Genomic DNA, 14,105 nt, shown 5'->3' on the forward strand with positions numbered 1-14,105 from the left:
CAGCGATCCTCGATCGGACAGAGTGTGGCGGATGTACATGACGCGGTCGTCCGGCCGCACGCACGGGCGCTGGAGGCCGAGTGCCTCCCCCTTGCGCAGGCCGGTGCCGATGATGACCTCGAAGAGGTCGGCGAAGGCCGGGTCGACACCTCGGCAGTGGGAGAGAAGGCGACGGCCTGCTCCGCGGTCCACGGCACGCGCTCGTCGGGGCGGGGCCTGCGCATGGGCAGGGGCTGGGCGGCGTTGAACGGCAGGCGGTGCGTGCGCACGGCCGCGCCCAGGGCGCTGGAGCGTGTGGCGAAGCAGGGGTAGACCGCCTGGCGCCTTCGGCCGGCGTCGAGCTGCTCGTGGGCGTAGGCGGAGATGTGGTTCGTGCGCGAGGTCCTCCAGACGCAGTTTGCCGAAGACGGGGATCAACTCGCAGAGCATGGGCACTGCTTCCGCACGACCAGCCCCGTCCCACGCGTCCTCGCCGACGGTGCCGTTGGCTTCGACGGTCGGGGTCCGCGCGCTCGCGGGAACCCCGGACCGACCGCAACAGCGCGCCTGGGCGGGTGCCTACCGCAGGACGGGCCTGCCCTCAAGCACCGCCTTCAGGATCTCCAGGCTCTTGCAGGATCTGTCCTCATGGAGGAACTCGGGGAGGACCGCCTCCGCAACGCCGGCGACCTTGCCTTCCCCGCCGAGGTGGACAGCGGCGTTGGCTCCCTCGGCGTACTCGTTCAGGTGCCCGCGAATACAGGTGTCGGTCGTGGGTTTGCCGGCGAAGTAGATGCAGCCCCGGCCGCCCATCTCAAGCCAGGTATGGGCGGACACCGGGCCGTTGACGACGAGGGCGGCCGGGTCGTACAGCGAGGTCGCGAGAAGGTTCCGGACGGTCAAAGACCGGCCGACGAACAGGCAGCTGTCCCAGAGGCACACCAGATCCTGTGCCGCGACCGAGCCGGTGACGTAGAGCGTCGTGTAGACGTCCGCGTTGCAGAAAGTGAGGGGACCGCTGACGGTCAGATCGCCATCGATGACGTAGACCGTGTCCTCGTCCTCGCAGGGCGCGTTGCCCAGCGCCAGCGCACCGTCGATCGTCAGGTCACCGCGGTGGACGTAGAAATGTTCGGGCTGCTCACCGAAATAGTCGTCGACATCCCAGCTGGTGCGGGTGCTCGCTTCGGCCATGTCGTACTGATCCAGCGCCTCCTCAACTGGCACGGCATCCCAGTTTGCGGCGGGCGATTCGAGAAACACGCCTCTCCCTTTCGACAGTGGGGTCAGCGGCGGGTGGTCGCCGCCGCAGTGTTCGATGGCTGCCGTGATCCTCCCTCACAGCTACGACAGCATGCTGACGGGCGGTCCGAGCGAGGGTCGCAGGTCGCGCTCCGTCCGAGCCCTGCTGCCGAAGGCCTCGATTCCGAGGTCCGGACCTGTCGCGGCGTTGTCGGACGCAGGACGCAGGCTCCCGGACCGATGAGGTGCGACTCCGACTGGCACCCGATCGGCGAGCGCCACTGGTGCAGCGAAGATCATCTAGGAGCGGCCGTGAAACCCGGAGACATCACCATCCCTCAGCGCCTGGGGCATCTCAGTCGTGACCCTCGTGGGTATCCAGTGATCGCGACGGTGGACCGCGGCAGTGACGGCGTCGACTTCGGCTCGATCGACGAGCACAGGAAGCTGGTCCTCGCGACGTTCGACTGGTGCGCGGTCTGCGGTTTGCCGTTCCGCGACGAGGCGCGGTGGCAGTTCGTCATGCATATGCCGGAAGGAGGAAGCGTCGACGCCATCTGGAGCGGCGAGGCCCCGGTGCACGAGATCTGCGGTGTCTATGCGGCGCAGTTCTGTCCGTTCCTGTCGCCTCCGGGCACGTCGCCTGGGCGACGACGGCCGCCGAGGGCAGCGTCGACCGGCTGGCGTGCTCGCGGCCGGCTACAAATGGCATTTGACCGCCCGATTTGGGCGGTCAAATGCCTCTCGCTTGATTTGCAGTCGGGTGGTTGGGTGCTTTCCTCGTTCTCTCGAAGCTCTTACCACGGGGCGTTCTGTACCGATCTGCCGTCAGGGCAGCTGCGCTGGAAAGGTGCGCAGTGCTCGGACATCCTTGGTCGCCATCAAGGGCAAGCAGGAGAGAAGGCCCACTGCGGCAATCAACCACAAGGTGGGACGTATGCCGATGAGCGAGGCTAGGTACCCGCCGACCAGGGCCCCGACCGGCAGGGTGCCCCAGATGGCGAACCGGATGGAAGCGTTCATCCGGGCCTGCATCCCGGTGGGTGTGATCGCTTGGCGAAGGCTGACCTGTCCAATGTTGTAGACAGTGATGCCGCAGGCCATGACGCCGGTGGTGACGATCAGCGTGGGTATTCCCCGGGCCTCGGTCGCCGTCGCGAGGATGACGACCGCGATTCCCGACATGGACTTGGCTGCGATCAGGACCCTGCCGAGGCCAGCCAGTCTGATGAGCCGGCCGCTGAGCACGGCGCCCAGAAGCGCGCCGCAGTTCCCCACCGTCAGTGCGAGCCCGAGTTCCCCCGGCGAGAGTTCCAGGTCCTGCAGGGCGTAGGCGGTCAGCACAGCCCCGAGCGCGCCGCTCAGTCCCACGAAGTTGCTGATTCCGGTCGCAACAGCCAAGGCCCGCAGCATCCGGTGGCGGAAGACGAAGCGCAGCCCCTCGGCGATCTGGGTGCCCATCCTGGTCCTTGCCGGGGGCTTCGGCGCCTCGGCCTGCGGAATCCGGATGAAGCCCAGCAAGACGGCGGACACCAGGTAGCTCACCGCATTGGTGACGAGGATCAGTGGCGCGGCGACCGTCTGCAGGAGGAGACCCCCGATGCTGGGCCCGGCCAATTCCGCCGTCGAGCGGGAGAACTCCAGCCTGCTGTTACCGTCTGCGGTCTGTTGCCGGGAGACGACGGTCGGCAGGAACGCCTGGTCCGCTATGTCGAAGAACACGGTGAACAGGCCGATGGTGAATCCGACCGCGCCGAGCAGGGGCAGGCTCAGGTGCTCCGTGAGGTAGCCGATCGGAAGCAGGGCGATGGCCACGGCCCGGCCGATGTCAGCCGTGACCATCACACGCCTGCGGTCCCAGCGGTCGAGCAGTGCACCCGCGGGGAGTCCGACCAGGAGGAAGGGTAACGTCTCCAGCGACGATATGATGCCGAGTTGACTGGTCGTCGCCGAGAGTGTCGTCAGGGCGAGTACGGGGATCACGAAGAAGGTGACCTGTGTCCCGAACTGGCTGACAGTGTGCGCCGACCACATCGCCTGGAAGTTGCGTTGTCGCCATACGCTGATCGGCCTGGCGACAGTAGTTGCCGGATCGGCTCCGGTGTCGACGTTCACAATCCCTCGTTCCTGATGTGTAGTTTGCGAAGAACTTCTAAGAGCCTGTCCCGTAACTGATCCTTGAGAGGTCGAGGCGGGACCGGTCGTCCGCTGGTCGGTACTGCTACGCGGCTTGGAGCAGGTTATGGAGGCGGGCGATGCCGAGCATGGAGTGGTGAACGCCGTCGCCTTTGAGACGGCAGTCGCGCAGGATCTTCCAGTTCGGGCAGCACCTCGTCGACATCAACGCACTCCTCGCCGAAGTGCTCGACCAGATAGCCCCTGCCCTCCAACTCCGCGACCAGCCAGGCGGAGCCGAGCCGCACCGGGCCTGGGCGCGCGGCAGGTACCGCGCCGGAGACCAGGAGCCGGTCCTGACACAGCGCGCCTGGTTCGCCCCAGGGAGAAGGGTCCACTTGGCCCCAGGGATCGTCGCTCCTCGGCGCCGCGGCCGGCAGGTCGTCGAAGTTTCGAGCATGCGCTGGCCCCCTGGAACGCCTCGGTGAGCAGCCACTGCGCCCTGGAAGTCCAGTCGCGCCGTCCGGACGCCGCGATGTGCTTGCCCTCAGCGGTGAAGAGGCCGACGGGCCAAGCCAGTTCGTAGTTGCTGAGATCTATCACGGGGAATTCCCTCCGCGCCCGGGGGGCCGCTGGTCAAGCGATCTACGTACCGGCTGCACCGGGAGGATACCGGCGGACCCGGACAGAACGGCGGGAATTCCGCGGCTCACGGTTGGCACATGCCGCCGGGAAAGCCCTCCAGGCCGCCAGACCTGCCTGGCGGCACCCCGTCCCCGGGGCTTCCTCGCTGGGACAGTCTCGCCGAGGTGGCGAGGAACCCCACCTGTAGGCCGGGACGCACCACCCCGCCGGCCATCCCTTCCGAGCCGTTGCGGTCGGCCGACCGGGGGTGGCGGTGGCGCCAGTAGGGGTTGTCGGGCGGCAGGTTGTCGCTCACCGGCCGTACATGCCGAAGGTGGCGATCACCAGCACGCACTGTGCGGCCTCTTCTGCGGGATCGGCCGGGGCCGCCGAGGGGGAGAGCCGCGGCGGTGCCGCGGCGGTTCCGCCCCGCGAGCACGGAAACGCTGCACAAACGGTTCGACTGGGCTCAGGGCGTCGAATCGCTGCACCGTGGCGAGGTGACCTGGACCACGCGAAATCGAACCGGCGCGCTGTGCGGCAGCGGGCACGTGCCGGCGGCCGCTGATCTGCGCGGGCTTCTCGATCTTTCGGCACGCGGCGACGATCGGGCGTTCGAGGCGCTGTACCGCGTGGTCGCGGCGCCTGTCTACGGTGTGGCGCTGCGGACCCTGTGCAGTACCGCTCATGCCGAGGAGGTCGCCCAGGAGGTCCTGCTGGAGGTCTGGCGCACGGCGGCGGCCTACCGGCCCGAGCGGGGTTCGGTGATGACGTGGGTCCTGACGATCGCGCACCACCGCGCGGTGGACCGTGTGCGCTCCGCCCGGGCGGCCGATCGGCGCGATCAGGCGGCCGCGGACCGGGAGCCCCTGCTGCAGGAGTCGCCGGAGGAGGAGGCCGTCCGCTCGCTGGACCGGCTGCGGGTCCGGTCCGCTCTGGCGGAGCTGAGTCCGGCGCAGCGCGAGGCGGTGATGCTGTCCTACTACGACGGGTACTCACACCGGGAGATCGCGCAGCTGATCGGCGTGCCGCTGGGTACCGTCAAGACGCGGATCCGCGATGGCCTCATCCGGCTGGGGGACGCCTTCGCTCCTGACGGCGGCCGGAGCCGGCCGGGCAGCGTCCGTCCTGGCCGCTCGCCCGGGCCGGGCCGCTACGGAAGCGCTGCGATGTGATGCGGAGAGACGGCCGGTGGACCATGAAGACCTCGATCAACCAGGGGCCGTGGGTGAGCCGCGTGCGATGCGACGGGGGAAGGATCGCGGGGTGGTGACGGCACGGGCTCACTCCCCGACGGGACCACGGGCCGCAGCCCTGCCCGGGGAGCCGGTTCCGGCGCCGGGCCCGGTGGACAACGGGGGCCTCCCGACCGGGGGTGTGGCCCGGCGCCTCGGGGTGTCGCCCACCACCGTCCGCTCCTGGGAACGCCGCTACGGCATCGGCCCCGCCGACCGGGAAGCCGGGCACCACCGCCGCTGGCGTCCCGAGGACATCGCCGTCCTGGAGAACATGTGCCGGCTGACGGCACGCGGGGTCCCTCCGGGGGAGGCCGCCCGCGTCGCCCTGGCCGAGCGCGACCGCGCGGTTCGCGCCGAACCGCGGCCTGCCCGCCCCGAGCCGGGAACGGGCCGGCCGAGCGGTGGGCTCGTTCCCGGCCACGGTCCGGGCGGGAGCCGGGCCCTGCGGGTCGGGTCGGTCCGCCCGGAATGCCGGGGCCTGGCCCGGGCGGCGGTGAGGCTGGACGCGCCGGAGGTCGCCAGGATCTTGCGGGAAGCGGTGGACGCGCTCGGAGTGGTCGACGCATGGACCGAGGTCATGATGCCCGCGCTGCGCGCCGCGGGCCGCAAATGGGCAGCCGACGGCGAGCAGTACGTCGAGGTCGAGCACCTGCTGTCCTGGCACGTCTCCAGTGCTCTCAGAGGCGTGGCCGTCGGCGCGTTCACCGCCCGTCGGGCGAGTCCGGTCCTCCTGACGGCGACTCCCCTGGATCTGCACACCCTCCCGCTGGAGGCCACCGCTGCGGCACTGGCGGAGCGCTCGGTGCCCTTCCGGATGCTGGGCGCGGCCGTCCCGGCCAGAGCCCTGCTGGACGCCGTCCGGCGGATCGGCCCGGGGGCTGTGATGATCTGGTCCCAGGACCAGCACACCGCGGACCGCGAGCTGGTGCGCAGGATCGGCGACAGCACGTGGGGGCCGCGCGGGTCCCGCAGCGGGGCCGTGGTGGTGGCCGCCGGTCCCGGTTGGGCCCGGCACCGGCCCCCCGCCGGCGTCGCCCGTCCCGCCACCCTCGCCGACGCCGTCGACCTCCTCGAACAGGCCGTCACGGCCTGAACCCCCTTCGAGGCCCGGACCGCCCGGACCGCCCGGACCGCTCGGACTACCCGGACCGCCCGGACCGCCCGGACTACCCGGACCGCCCGGACTACCCGGACCGCCGGACCGCCCCACCTCCGGCCGCGCTCCTGCTCGGCACCCCAGGAGCGCGGGGACACCGTCTTCGTGGGCGGCGGCGCGCCGGCGAGTGCACCGCGCGGCGTGTCGCACGGCCGTGCCCGCAGACCGCGGGCACCTCGGTGGCTCCCACCACGAGGCGGTGTCCTGCTCCCTGCTTCTCCCGGGATGCGGATCCGGGCCAATCCGAGCCGCTGCCGGCTCCGAAGACCCGGTACGACACCAGCGCGGGCCGCTTCGGGGCCCGGTCGGGAGGGGCTCTCGTGACCGTGTTCGACACCGTTTCCACCCCCCGGGCCGGAGCCCGTGCGGATCGCGCCGCGCGCCCGCGCACCGTGGCGGTGGTGGGGGCAGGCGTTGCCGGGCTCACGGCGGCCTACGAGCTCTGCCGCGCCGGGGTGGAGGTCGACGTGTACGAGGCCGACGCGCGGCTCGGCGGCCACGCCCACACCCAGGACGTCACCGCCGGGGACGGGCGGGCACTCGCGCTGGACACGGGCTTCCTGGTGCACAACGAGCGGACCTACCCGCACCTGGTGCGGCTCTTCGCCGAGCTCGGCGTGCGCACCCGGGACAGCGAGATGAGCATGTCCGTGCGCTGTGACGGCTGCGGTCTGGAGTACGCGGGTGCACGCGGACCGGCCGGCCTCCTCGCCGGGCCGCACGCCCTGGTGCGCGGCCGGTACCTGCGGATGCTCGCCGAGGTCCCGCGCTTCCACCGGCTCGCACGCCGGCTGCTCGCCGACCCGCACGCCGGCGACCCGAGCCTGCGCGACTTCCTCGCCGCCGAGGGGCTTCTCGCGGTACTTCGTGAACCACTTCATGACCCCGGTGGTCTCCGCGGTCTGGTCCTGCGCCCCCGACCTGGCGGGCGACTACCCGGCGCGCTACCTGTTCGCGTTCCTCGACAACCACGGCATGCTCTCCGTGACCGGCTCACCGCGCTGGCGCACCGTCGTCGGCGGCTCCCGCACCTACGTCGACAGGATCGCCGAGCGGCTCACCGCCGTCCACCGCTCCACCCCGGTCCGCGCGGTCCACCGGCACCCCGGCGGCGTCACCGTGACCTGCGAGGACGGACGCCGCACCGAGGCCGACGCCGTCGTGGTCGCCATCCACGCCGACCAGGCCCTGCGCCTGCTCGCCGACCCCACCGCCGCCGAAACGGAGGTCCTCGGCGCCTTCACCTACTCGCGCAACCCCACCGTGCTGCACCGTGACCCGGCGGTGCTCCCCTCCGCCCGGGGAGCGCGCGGATCGTGGAACTACCGCATGCCGCACTGCACCGCCCCCGCCGACCGGGTCCGGGTCAGCTACCACCTCAACCGGCTGCTGCACCTCGACACCGCCGAGGACTACCTGGTCACCCTCAACGAGGACCGCCGGCACGCGGTCCCCGACCACCTGGTGGTCTCCCGCACCGTGTACGAGCACCCCGTGTACACCGCGGGCTCCGTCGCCGCCCAGCGCCGACTGCCCGAACTCACCACCGCCCGCACCGTGTTCGCCGGCGCCTACCACGGCTGGGGCTTCCACGAGGACGGCTGCCGCTCCGGCAGCGAGGCGGCCCGCGCCCTGCTCGGGGTGAGCGCGCCGTGACCGCCCTGCCCGGACCGTGGGGCGCGCTCCTCTACGACACCGTCACCACGCACGTGCGCACCACACCCCGGCTCCGGTCGTTCCGCCACCGCGGGTACCTGTGGCTGGTCGACCTGGACCACCTGCCGGCCGTGCCTCGGACGCTTCGGCCGCTGGCCCGGTTCCTTCCCCGCGACCACGCCCCGGACCCGAGCGGCGATCCGCTGACACCGCGCCGGGAGCTGCAGCGCTACCTCGCGCACCACGGCGTGCGGCTCGGCGACGGACAGGTCCTGATGCTCACCCAGGCCCGCTCGCTCGGGCACGTGTTCAACCCGCTGACCGTCTACTGGTGCCGCGACGGGGCGGGCCGTGCGCTGTGCACGGTCGCCGAGGTCCACAACACCTACGGCGGCCGGCACCGCTACCTGCTCGCGCCCGATCCCGAAGGCCGTGCGGAGAGCGCCAAGGAGTTCTACGTCTCACCGTTCTTCCCCGTCGACGGCCGCTACACGATGGTGCTGCCCGAACCGGGCGGGCACCTGCGGCTGACGGTCCACCTGGAGCGCGGGGGCGGTCGCGCCTTCACCGCGACCGTCCGCGGCACCGCGCGCCCGGCCGGCCCCGCCGCCCTGCTGCGCGCCGCACTCACCCACCCGTTCGCCACCTGGGCCGTCAGCCTGCACATCCGCTACGCGCCCACTTCAAGGCCGCCCCCGCCAACCGGGGCCGGATCATGGACCGCGGCCTGTGGCGCTACACCCGCCACCCCAACTACTTCGGCGACGCCTGCGTCTGGTGGGGCCTGTTCCTGCTCGTCGCCGACACCCCCGCCGGCTGGGCCTTCGTCCTCAGCCCGGTCCTCATGACCTGGCTGCTGGCGTTCGGCAGCGGCAAACCCGTGCTGGAACGCCAGATGGCCACCCGACGGCCGGGCTGGGCCGAGTACGTCTCCCGTACCAGCGGCTTCATCCCGCTGCCACCGCGCTGGCACCCGAACACCGCGACCGCACCCACTGCGAGGCACCGCCCGTGACCGTCTCCATCGCCCTGTTCACCCAGGACCTGCGCCTGCACGACAACCCCGTCGAGCCGGGCCCGGGCGGAGCGGCCGGGGCGGTCGCTCGGTCCGGGAAGGTGCCCAGGAAGTCATCCAGTCCCACCGGGCCGGCGGCCGTGTCGGTGCCCGGCACCGGGGCGGGCAGGCCGCCGGAGGCGGCCGGGGTGAGCGCTTCGTAGGTGACGGCGCGTCCGAGGTGGGCGGCGAACGCCTCGTGGCGGCGGAGCGCCCGGAGTCCGGTGCTCCGGGTCGACGCCCGGAGTCCGGTGCTCCGGGTCGACGGTGACGGCCTTCCGTGATCTCGGCGGGCGGCCGAGCCGGGGGTCAGAGTGCGTACATGGCGTGGTACGGCTGGACGATGCGCTGCTGGTGTGATCCGAAGTCGACGAGCACGGCGGCGTCGCCGGTCTCCTCGACGCTGACGATCCGGCCGAGGCCGTACCTGTCGTGGGTGACGCGGTCGCCGGGGGCGAAGTGCTTGCGCGGCGCTTCAGGCCGTGCCTGGAAGGGGCTGGTGGGCAGGTGGCGGCGGGCTGCCGAGTATTTCGTCATTTCCGGCCAGTATGCGCCGGAAAACACCGCAGCGGAACCCTCCGGAGCGTTGGAGTCGGCGGCGTCGAAATCCGTGTGGCGTACGGCACGTTCGATACGCCCCGGGTGCGCGGTGCCGGTCGCGGACGGGGCCGCCGGGGGAGGTTCCCGGCGGGCCGCGCCGCCCCGCCGGGAAGGCCCGGCAGCGGACGGCGGGCGATGGGAACTCCAAGTGGGTTGGGGCGCAGGCGAGTTGGAAGGGGCGGCGGCCGGACGTGCGACCTCGGGGACGGCCCCTTCGAAACCCGGGGCGAAATGTTCACCCGTTGCGGGCCCGGGCCTGCTACAGTCGTTAATAGTTGCAGTAGTGGTTCCCATGAACTTTGTGTGCGCCTGCTGATGTTTCGCAGGCGCATTTTTGTTTCCCGGCTCTTTCCCCGGGTGGGTGCTCATCGCGGCGACTCGAAGTCCGCGCCGTGCGGGTTTCGGACAGCCCATGAAGGAGATTTTAATGGCTAATGGCACCGTGAAGTGGTTCAACTCGGAGAAGGGCTTCGGCTTCATCGAGCAGGAGGGTGGCGGCCCGGACGTCTTCGCCCACTACTCGAACATCAACGCCAACGGCTTCCGTGAGCTGCTTGAGGGCCAGAAGGTCGAGTTCGACGTCACGCAGGGCCAGAAGGGCCCGCAGGCCGAGAACATCCGCCCGCTGTAGTTTCTGCTCCGGCACCCGCCCGGTAGCGAGGGGCCCGCACCGAGACATGTTGCCCGGTGCGGGCCTCGGCGTTTTCGGGCGCCGTCGAAGCGCCCCCGGCCGGGCCGGCGCCCCCGCCGGCCGTGGCCGTCACGGGGCGGCAGCGGCCGTCACGGGGCGGGCGGGACGCGCAGTGCGGCGTCCGGGCCGATGTCCGGCCGTTCGTGGTGAGTGTCCGGGGCCCAAGGCCCTCCATGCCCGCCCTTCCCGGCAGGCGCCGCCCACGGGCGACGTGGCCCACGGGTCCGCCGTCCACGTTCCGCCCGCCGCATCTCCGGCCCGTTCCCTTGCGGTCTTCTCCGGCCCCGCGCCGCAGAGCCTTCCTCGTGACGCGCCGCCCGAAGGAAGGTCTTCCCGCATGAACCGCCCCAGCCGCCCCTCGTACCGGAGAACCGAACCCCGCTCCGGGGACGGTTCCCCCTCGCACGCGCCGGACCCGGCCGACGGCCGGCGGTCCCGCGGCCGGGGCCAGGACCGGGGTCCTTCGCGTCGCTCCTCCTCCCCGGACGAGTTCGCCATGCCGGTGAGCGCGACCCCCGTGCTGCCGCCCGTCGAGTCCTTCGACGAACTGGACCTGCCGACGGCGCTGCTGTCGCTGCTGGCCCGCAAGGGCGTCACCGCCCCGTTCCCGATCCAGGCCGCGACGCTGCCCAACTCGCTGGCCGGCCGCGACGTGCTGGGCCGGGGCCGGACCGGCTCCGGCAAGACCCTCGCGTTCGGCCTCGCCGTGCTGGCCCGCACCGCCGGCCGGCGGGCCGAGCCGGGCCACCCGCTGGCCCTGGTCCTGGTTCCCACCCGCGAACTCGCACAGCAGGTCACCGAAGCCGTCACCCCCTACGCCCACGCGGTGTGCCTGCGGACGGCCACCGTGGTGGGCGGGACGTCGATCGGCCGCCAGGCGCGGATGCTGAACCGCGGGGCCGAGGTCCTGGTGGCCACCCCGGGCCGGCTCAAGGATCTGATCCAGCGCGGTGACTGCCGGCTGGACCGGGTCGGCACCACCGTCCTGGACGAGGCCGACCAGATGGCCGACATGGGCTTCCTGCCCCAGGTCACCGAGATCCTCGAACAGGTCGCCGACGGCGGACAGACGATGCTGTTCTCCGCCACCCTGGACCGCAACGTCGACCGCCTGGTGCGGCGCTTCCTGAAGGACCCGGTCACGCACTCGGTGGACCCGTCCGCGGCGGCGGTCAGCACCATGGAGCACCACGTGCTGCAGGTGCACACCTACGACAAGAACGCCACGATCGCCCACATCGCCGCCCGCGACGGCCGGGTGATCATGTTCACCGACACCAAGAACGGAGCGGACCTCCTGGTCGATGACCTCCTCGCGAAGGGCGTCAGGGCGGCGGCCCTGCACGGGGGCAAGTCCCAACCGGAGCGCACCCGCACCCTGGAGCAGTTTCGCACCGGCGAGGTGACCGCGCTGATCGCCACCAACGTCGCCGCCCGCGGCATCCACATCGACGGCCTCGACCTGGTCGTCAACCTCGATCCGCCGATCGACCACAAGGACTACCTGCACCGCGGCGGACGCACCGCCCGCGCCGGGGCGTCCGGCACCGTCGTCACGCTGGTGCTGCCCGGCCAGCGCCGTGCGGCGGCCCGCTTGATGACCTCGGCCGGCATCGTTCCCGTCACCACGAAGGTCCTCGCAGGCGGCGAGGAACTCGCCCGCATCACCGGTGCCCGCGTGCCCACCGGCGTGCCCGTCGTGATCCCCGGACCCGCCTTCGAGCGCCCGCGCCGCAACGCCTCCGGCAGCCGCGGCCGGCACGGCCGTCCCGCTCATGCGGGCGGCGGCACCCGGACGGCCGCCGGCCGTGACGAGCGCGGAGCTTCCGCCGGCCACCGGGCACCCGGGCGCACCGCCCCCGCCGCGTAGCACCCGGCGGGCCCGGCCCGTGGCCGGCCCCGCGAGGCCCGCGCGGGGAACGACTCACGCCGGCCCCGGCCACCGCAACCACGCGTTCCCCGGGATGAGCCGCAGGCCTCGGACTACCTGTCCGCATCTGTCCGGACGGTGACGTGGGCTGCTTCGACGTGCTCGATATTGATGCGGGCATGCAGGCGTCCGATCTCGTGGGCCGCGGCGACATCCCGCGCGAGAATGGCCTCGACGAGGCGTTCGTGGTCGCGCAGGGCGCGGCGCTCCATGTCCTGCCAGGTCGGCTCCGTACCCCAGGGGTGCAGCGGAGCACGGATGTGGAGGCGGCGTTCCAGCGTCAGCAGGGATTCGTGCAGCGCCGGACTCCGAGCCGCGTTCGCGACCGTCTCGTGCAGCAGTTCGTCCGCGGCCTGGGCCTCGGGTCCCGAGCCCGCCGCCCGGAATTCTTCGAGGCGGATCAGCAGCGCCTCCCGGTCGGATCCGGTGTGGCGTTGCGCCGCCGCCGCCGCGACGGCTCCGTGCAGCCAGCTCTCCGCCTCGTACTGGTCGAGAAGCCGTGCGCGTGCGGCGGCGAGGACCTGGAGGATCGCGGGCTCCGTGCGCACGGCGTCCGAGCCGATGACGAAGGTGCCGCCGGTGCGTCCGCGCTGCTTCCGGAGGAGCCCGAGGTCCACGAGCCGGGCGATCGCGGCGCGCACGGTCACCCGTCCCACCCCCAGGGCTTCGGCGAGCTCCCGCTCGGGCGGGAGTTGCACCCCGGGCAGGTACTCGCCGATCGCGATCGCGACGATCAGGCGGTCCCCGATCTGTTCCCCCAGCGTCCGCGACTGGGTGTCCCGCGGGAACGGTTCGAGGTGGGTCTCTTCAGGGGCCGGCATCCCTCCATCATCCGCCAAGGATCCGTCCGACTAAAGGTTCCCCCATGGAACCTTTTGTGAGAAGGTGGGCCCCAGCCAAAGGAGCCGAGGTGCTGACATCTCCGCATATGCGACGTGACGTCGACGTCCGGACGGGTTTCGTCCCGACCCCGCAGGGGCGTCTGGCCTACCGCGCACTCGTCCCGGACCGCATCGCCGAGCCCCCGTTGCTCGTGCTGCACGGGGGGCCGGGGATGCCCGGCGAGTATCTGTCCCCGCTGTTCGAACTCGCGGACGAACGCCCCGTGATCCTGTTCGATCAGCTCGGCTGCGGGCGGTCCGACAGACCGGCCGATCCGGCCGCTCTCACCCTGGAGGTCTTCACCGAGCAGGTGGATCTCGTGCGCGAGCACCTCGGTTGCGACCGGGTGCACCTCTTCGGGCACTCCTGGGGCGGGCTCCTCGCGCTCTCCTCCTATGCCGCTCACCCCGGACGCGTCGCGTCACTGGTCCTTGCGAGTCCCCTGGTCAGCGTCGACCGGTGGTGCGAGGACGCCCGGCGACTGACCGACGCACTGCCGGCGCCGTTGCGGCACGCGATCGACGCCGGGCCGGGCGCGCCGGGCTACGCGGACGCGGAGAAGGAGTTCTACCGCCGGCACTTCTGCGCCCTGGACCCGTGGCCGGATCCACTGCGGGATTCGATGAGCCGACTGGCAACCGATGTGTACGAGACCATGTGGGGGCCGAACGAGTTCAGCCAGACGGGAACCCTCCGCGGAACCGATCTCTCGGGGGTCGCCGCCTCCGTGGACGTCCCCACGCTCTGGATCGCCGGCTCGGACGACGAAGCGCGTCCCGACACGCTCCGGGGGTTCGCCGGAGCCAACCCGCACAGTGAGTTCGTCGTCCTGCCGGGCACCCACAACGTTCACCTCGAACAGCCCGGGGCGTATCTCTCCGCGATCCGCGGCTTCCTCGACGCCCACTAGCTCCGAAGGGAAATCCCTTGGCCAGTCC

General features: G+C 71.8%; 10 protein-coding genes and 4 pseudogenes. 9 read left to right on the forward strand and 5 right to left on the reverse strand.

The genetic code is table 11. The features are described from left to right. Positions 1-558 precede the first annotated feature (558 nt). The 3 genes and pseudogenes from ACF1AK_RS25685 to ACF1AK_RS25695 all read right to left on the reverse strand — a co-directional run. Positions 559-1,242: a hypothetical protein gene (locus ACF1AK_RS25685; RefSeq protein WP_391501179.1), complete on the reverse strand. Its 684-nt coding sequence runs from the start codon at positions 1,240-1,242 to the stop codon at positions 559-561. Positions 1,243-2,049: 807 nt separating this feature from the next. Beyond that, complete coding sequence (locus ACF1AK_RS25690; protein WP_391501180.1) at positions 2,050-3,336, reverse strand: MFS transporter; 1,287 nt, start codon at positions 3,334-3,336, stop codon at positions 2,050-2,052. Positions 3,337-3,442: 106 nt separating this feature from the next. Further along, positions 3,443-3,538 (reverse strand): annotated as a pseudogene (locus tag ACF1AK_RS25695) (IS5/IS1182 family transposase); the annotation flags it as partial. 922 nt (positions 3,539-4,460) lie between these two features. Here ACF1AK_RS25695 and ACF1AK_RS25700 point away from each other — a divergent pair. From ACF1AK_RS25700 to ACF1AK_RS25725, 6 genes and pseudogenes are all read left to right on the forward strand, one after another. Next, positions 4,461-5,135 (forward strand): sigma-70 family RNA polymerase sigma factor, encoded by a 675-nt coding sequence (locus ACF1AK_RS25700; protein ID WP_391501181.1) that lies wholly within the window; start codon positions 4,461-4,463, stop codon positions 5,133-5,135. A 220-nt stretch (positions 5,136-5,355) separates the two neighbouring features. Then, positions 5,356-6,291, forward strand: coding sequence for a B12-binding domain-containing protein (locus tag ACF1AK_RS25705; RefSeq protein WP_391501182.1), 936 nt, complete (start codon positions 5,356-5,358; stop codon positions 6,289-6,291). A 455-nt stretch (positions 6,292-6,746) separates the two neighbouring features. Next, positions 6,747-8,010, forward strand: a pseudogene (locus ACF1AK_RS25710) (NAD(P)/FAD-dependent oxidoreductase). Positions 8,011-8,063: 53 nt separating this feature from the next. After that, positions 8,064-8,624, forward strand: a pseudogene (locus ACF1AK_RS25715) (DUF1365 domain-containing protein); the annotation flags it as partial. A 62-nt stretch (positions 8,625-8,686) separates the two neighbouring features. Continuing rightward, positions 8,687-9,025, forward strand: a pseudogene (locus ACF1AK_RS25720) (DUF1295 domain-containing protein); the annotation flags it as partial. Continuing rightward, the gene (locus ACF1AK_RS25725; RefSeq protein WP_391501183.1) at positions 9,022-9,228 is read left to right on the forward strand and encodes a hypothetical protein; all 207 of its coding nucleotides are present in this window, start codon (positions 9,022-9,024) and stop codon (positions 9,226-9,228) included. The pseudogene ACF1AK_RS25720 and the gene ACF1AK_RS25725, both read left to right, overlap by 4 nt. Before the next feature lie 145 nt (positions 9,229-9,373). Here ACF1AK_RS25725 and ACF1AK_RS25730 read toward each other — a convergent pair whose 3' ends face one another. After that, on the reverse strand, positions 9,374-9,601 hold the full coding sequence (locus tag ACF1AK_RS25730) for a hypothetical protein (RefSeq protein ID WP_391501184.1): 228 nt from the start codon (positions 9,599-9,601) through the stop codon (positions 9,374-9,376). A 490-nt stretch (positions 9,602-10,091) separates the two neighbouring features. On the opposite strand from ACF1AK_RS25730, the gene ACF1AK_RS25735 reads away from it, so the two are divergent. Both ACF1AK_RS25735 and ACF1AK_RS25740 read left to right on the forward strand, forming a co-directional pair. After that, the gene (locus tag ACF1AK_RS25735; protein WP_045694210.1) at positions 10,092-10,295 is read left to right on the forward strand and encodes a cold-shock protein; all 204 of its coding nucleotides are present in this window, start codon (positions 10,092-10,094) and stop codon (positions 10,293-10,295) included. A 397-nt stretch (positions 10,296-10,692) separates the two neighbouring features. Then, entirely contained in the window at positions 10,693-12,225 is a 1,533-nt protein-coding gene (locus ACF1AK_RS25740; protein WP_391501185.1) for a DEAD/DEAH box helicase, read from the forward strand. A 113-nt stretch (positions 12,226-12,338) separates the two neighbouring features. Here ACF1AK_RS25740 and ACF1AK_RS25745 read toward each other — a convergent pair whose 3' ends face one another. Continuing rightward, positions 12,339-13,106, reverse strand: a complete 768-nt coding sequence (locus ACF1AK_RS25745; RefSeq protein ID WP_391501186.1) for a FadR/GntR family transcriptional regulator — start codon at positions 13,104-13,106, stop codon at positions 12,339-12,341. 44 nt (positions 13,107-13,150) lie between these two features. On the opposite strand from ACF1AK_RS25745, the gene ACF1AK_RS25750 reads away from it, so the two are divergent. After that, the gene (locus ACF1AK_RS25750; RefSeq protein WP_391501187.1) at positions 13,151-14,077 is read left to right on the forward strand and encodes a proline iminopeptidase-family hydrolase; all 927 of its coding nucleotides are present in this window, start codon (positions 13,151-13,153) and stop codon (positions 14,075-14,077) included. Positions 14,078-14,105: the final 28 nt, after the last annotated feature.

The organism is Kitasatospora sp. NPDC015120, from assembly GCF_043080305.1.
GTDB lineage: Bacteria > Actinomycetota > Actinomycetes > Streptomycetales > Streptomycetaceae > Kitasatospora.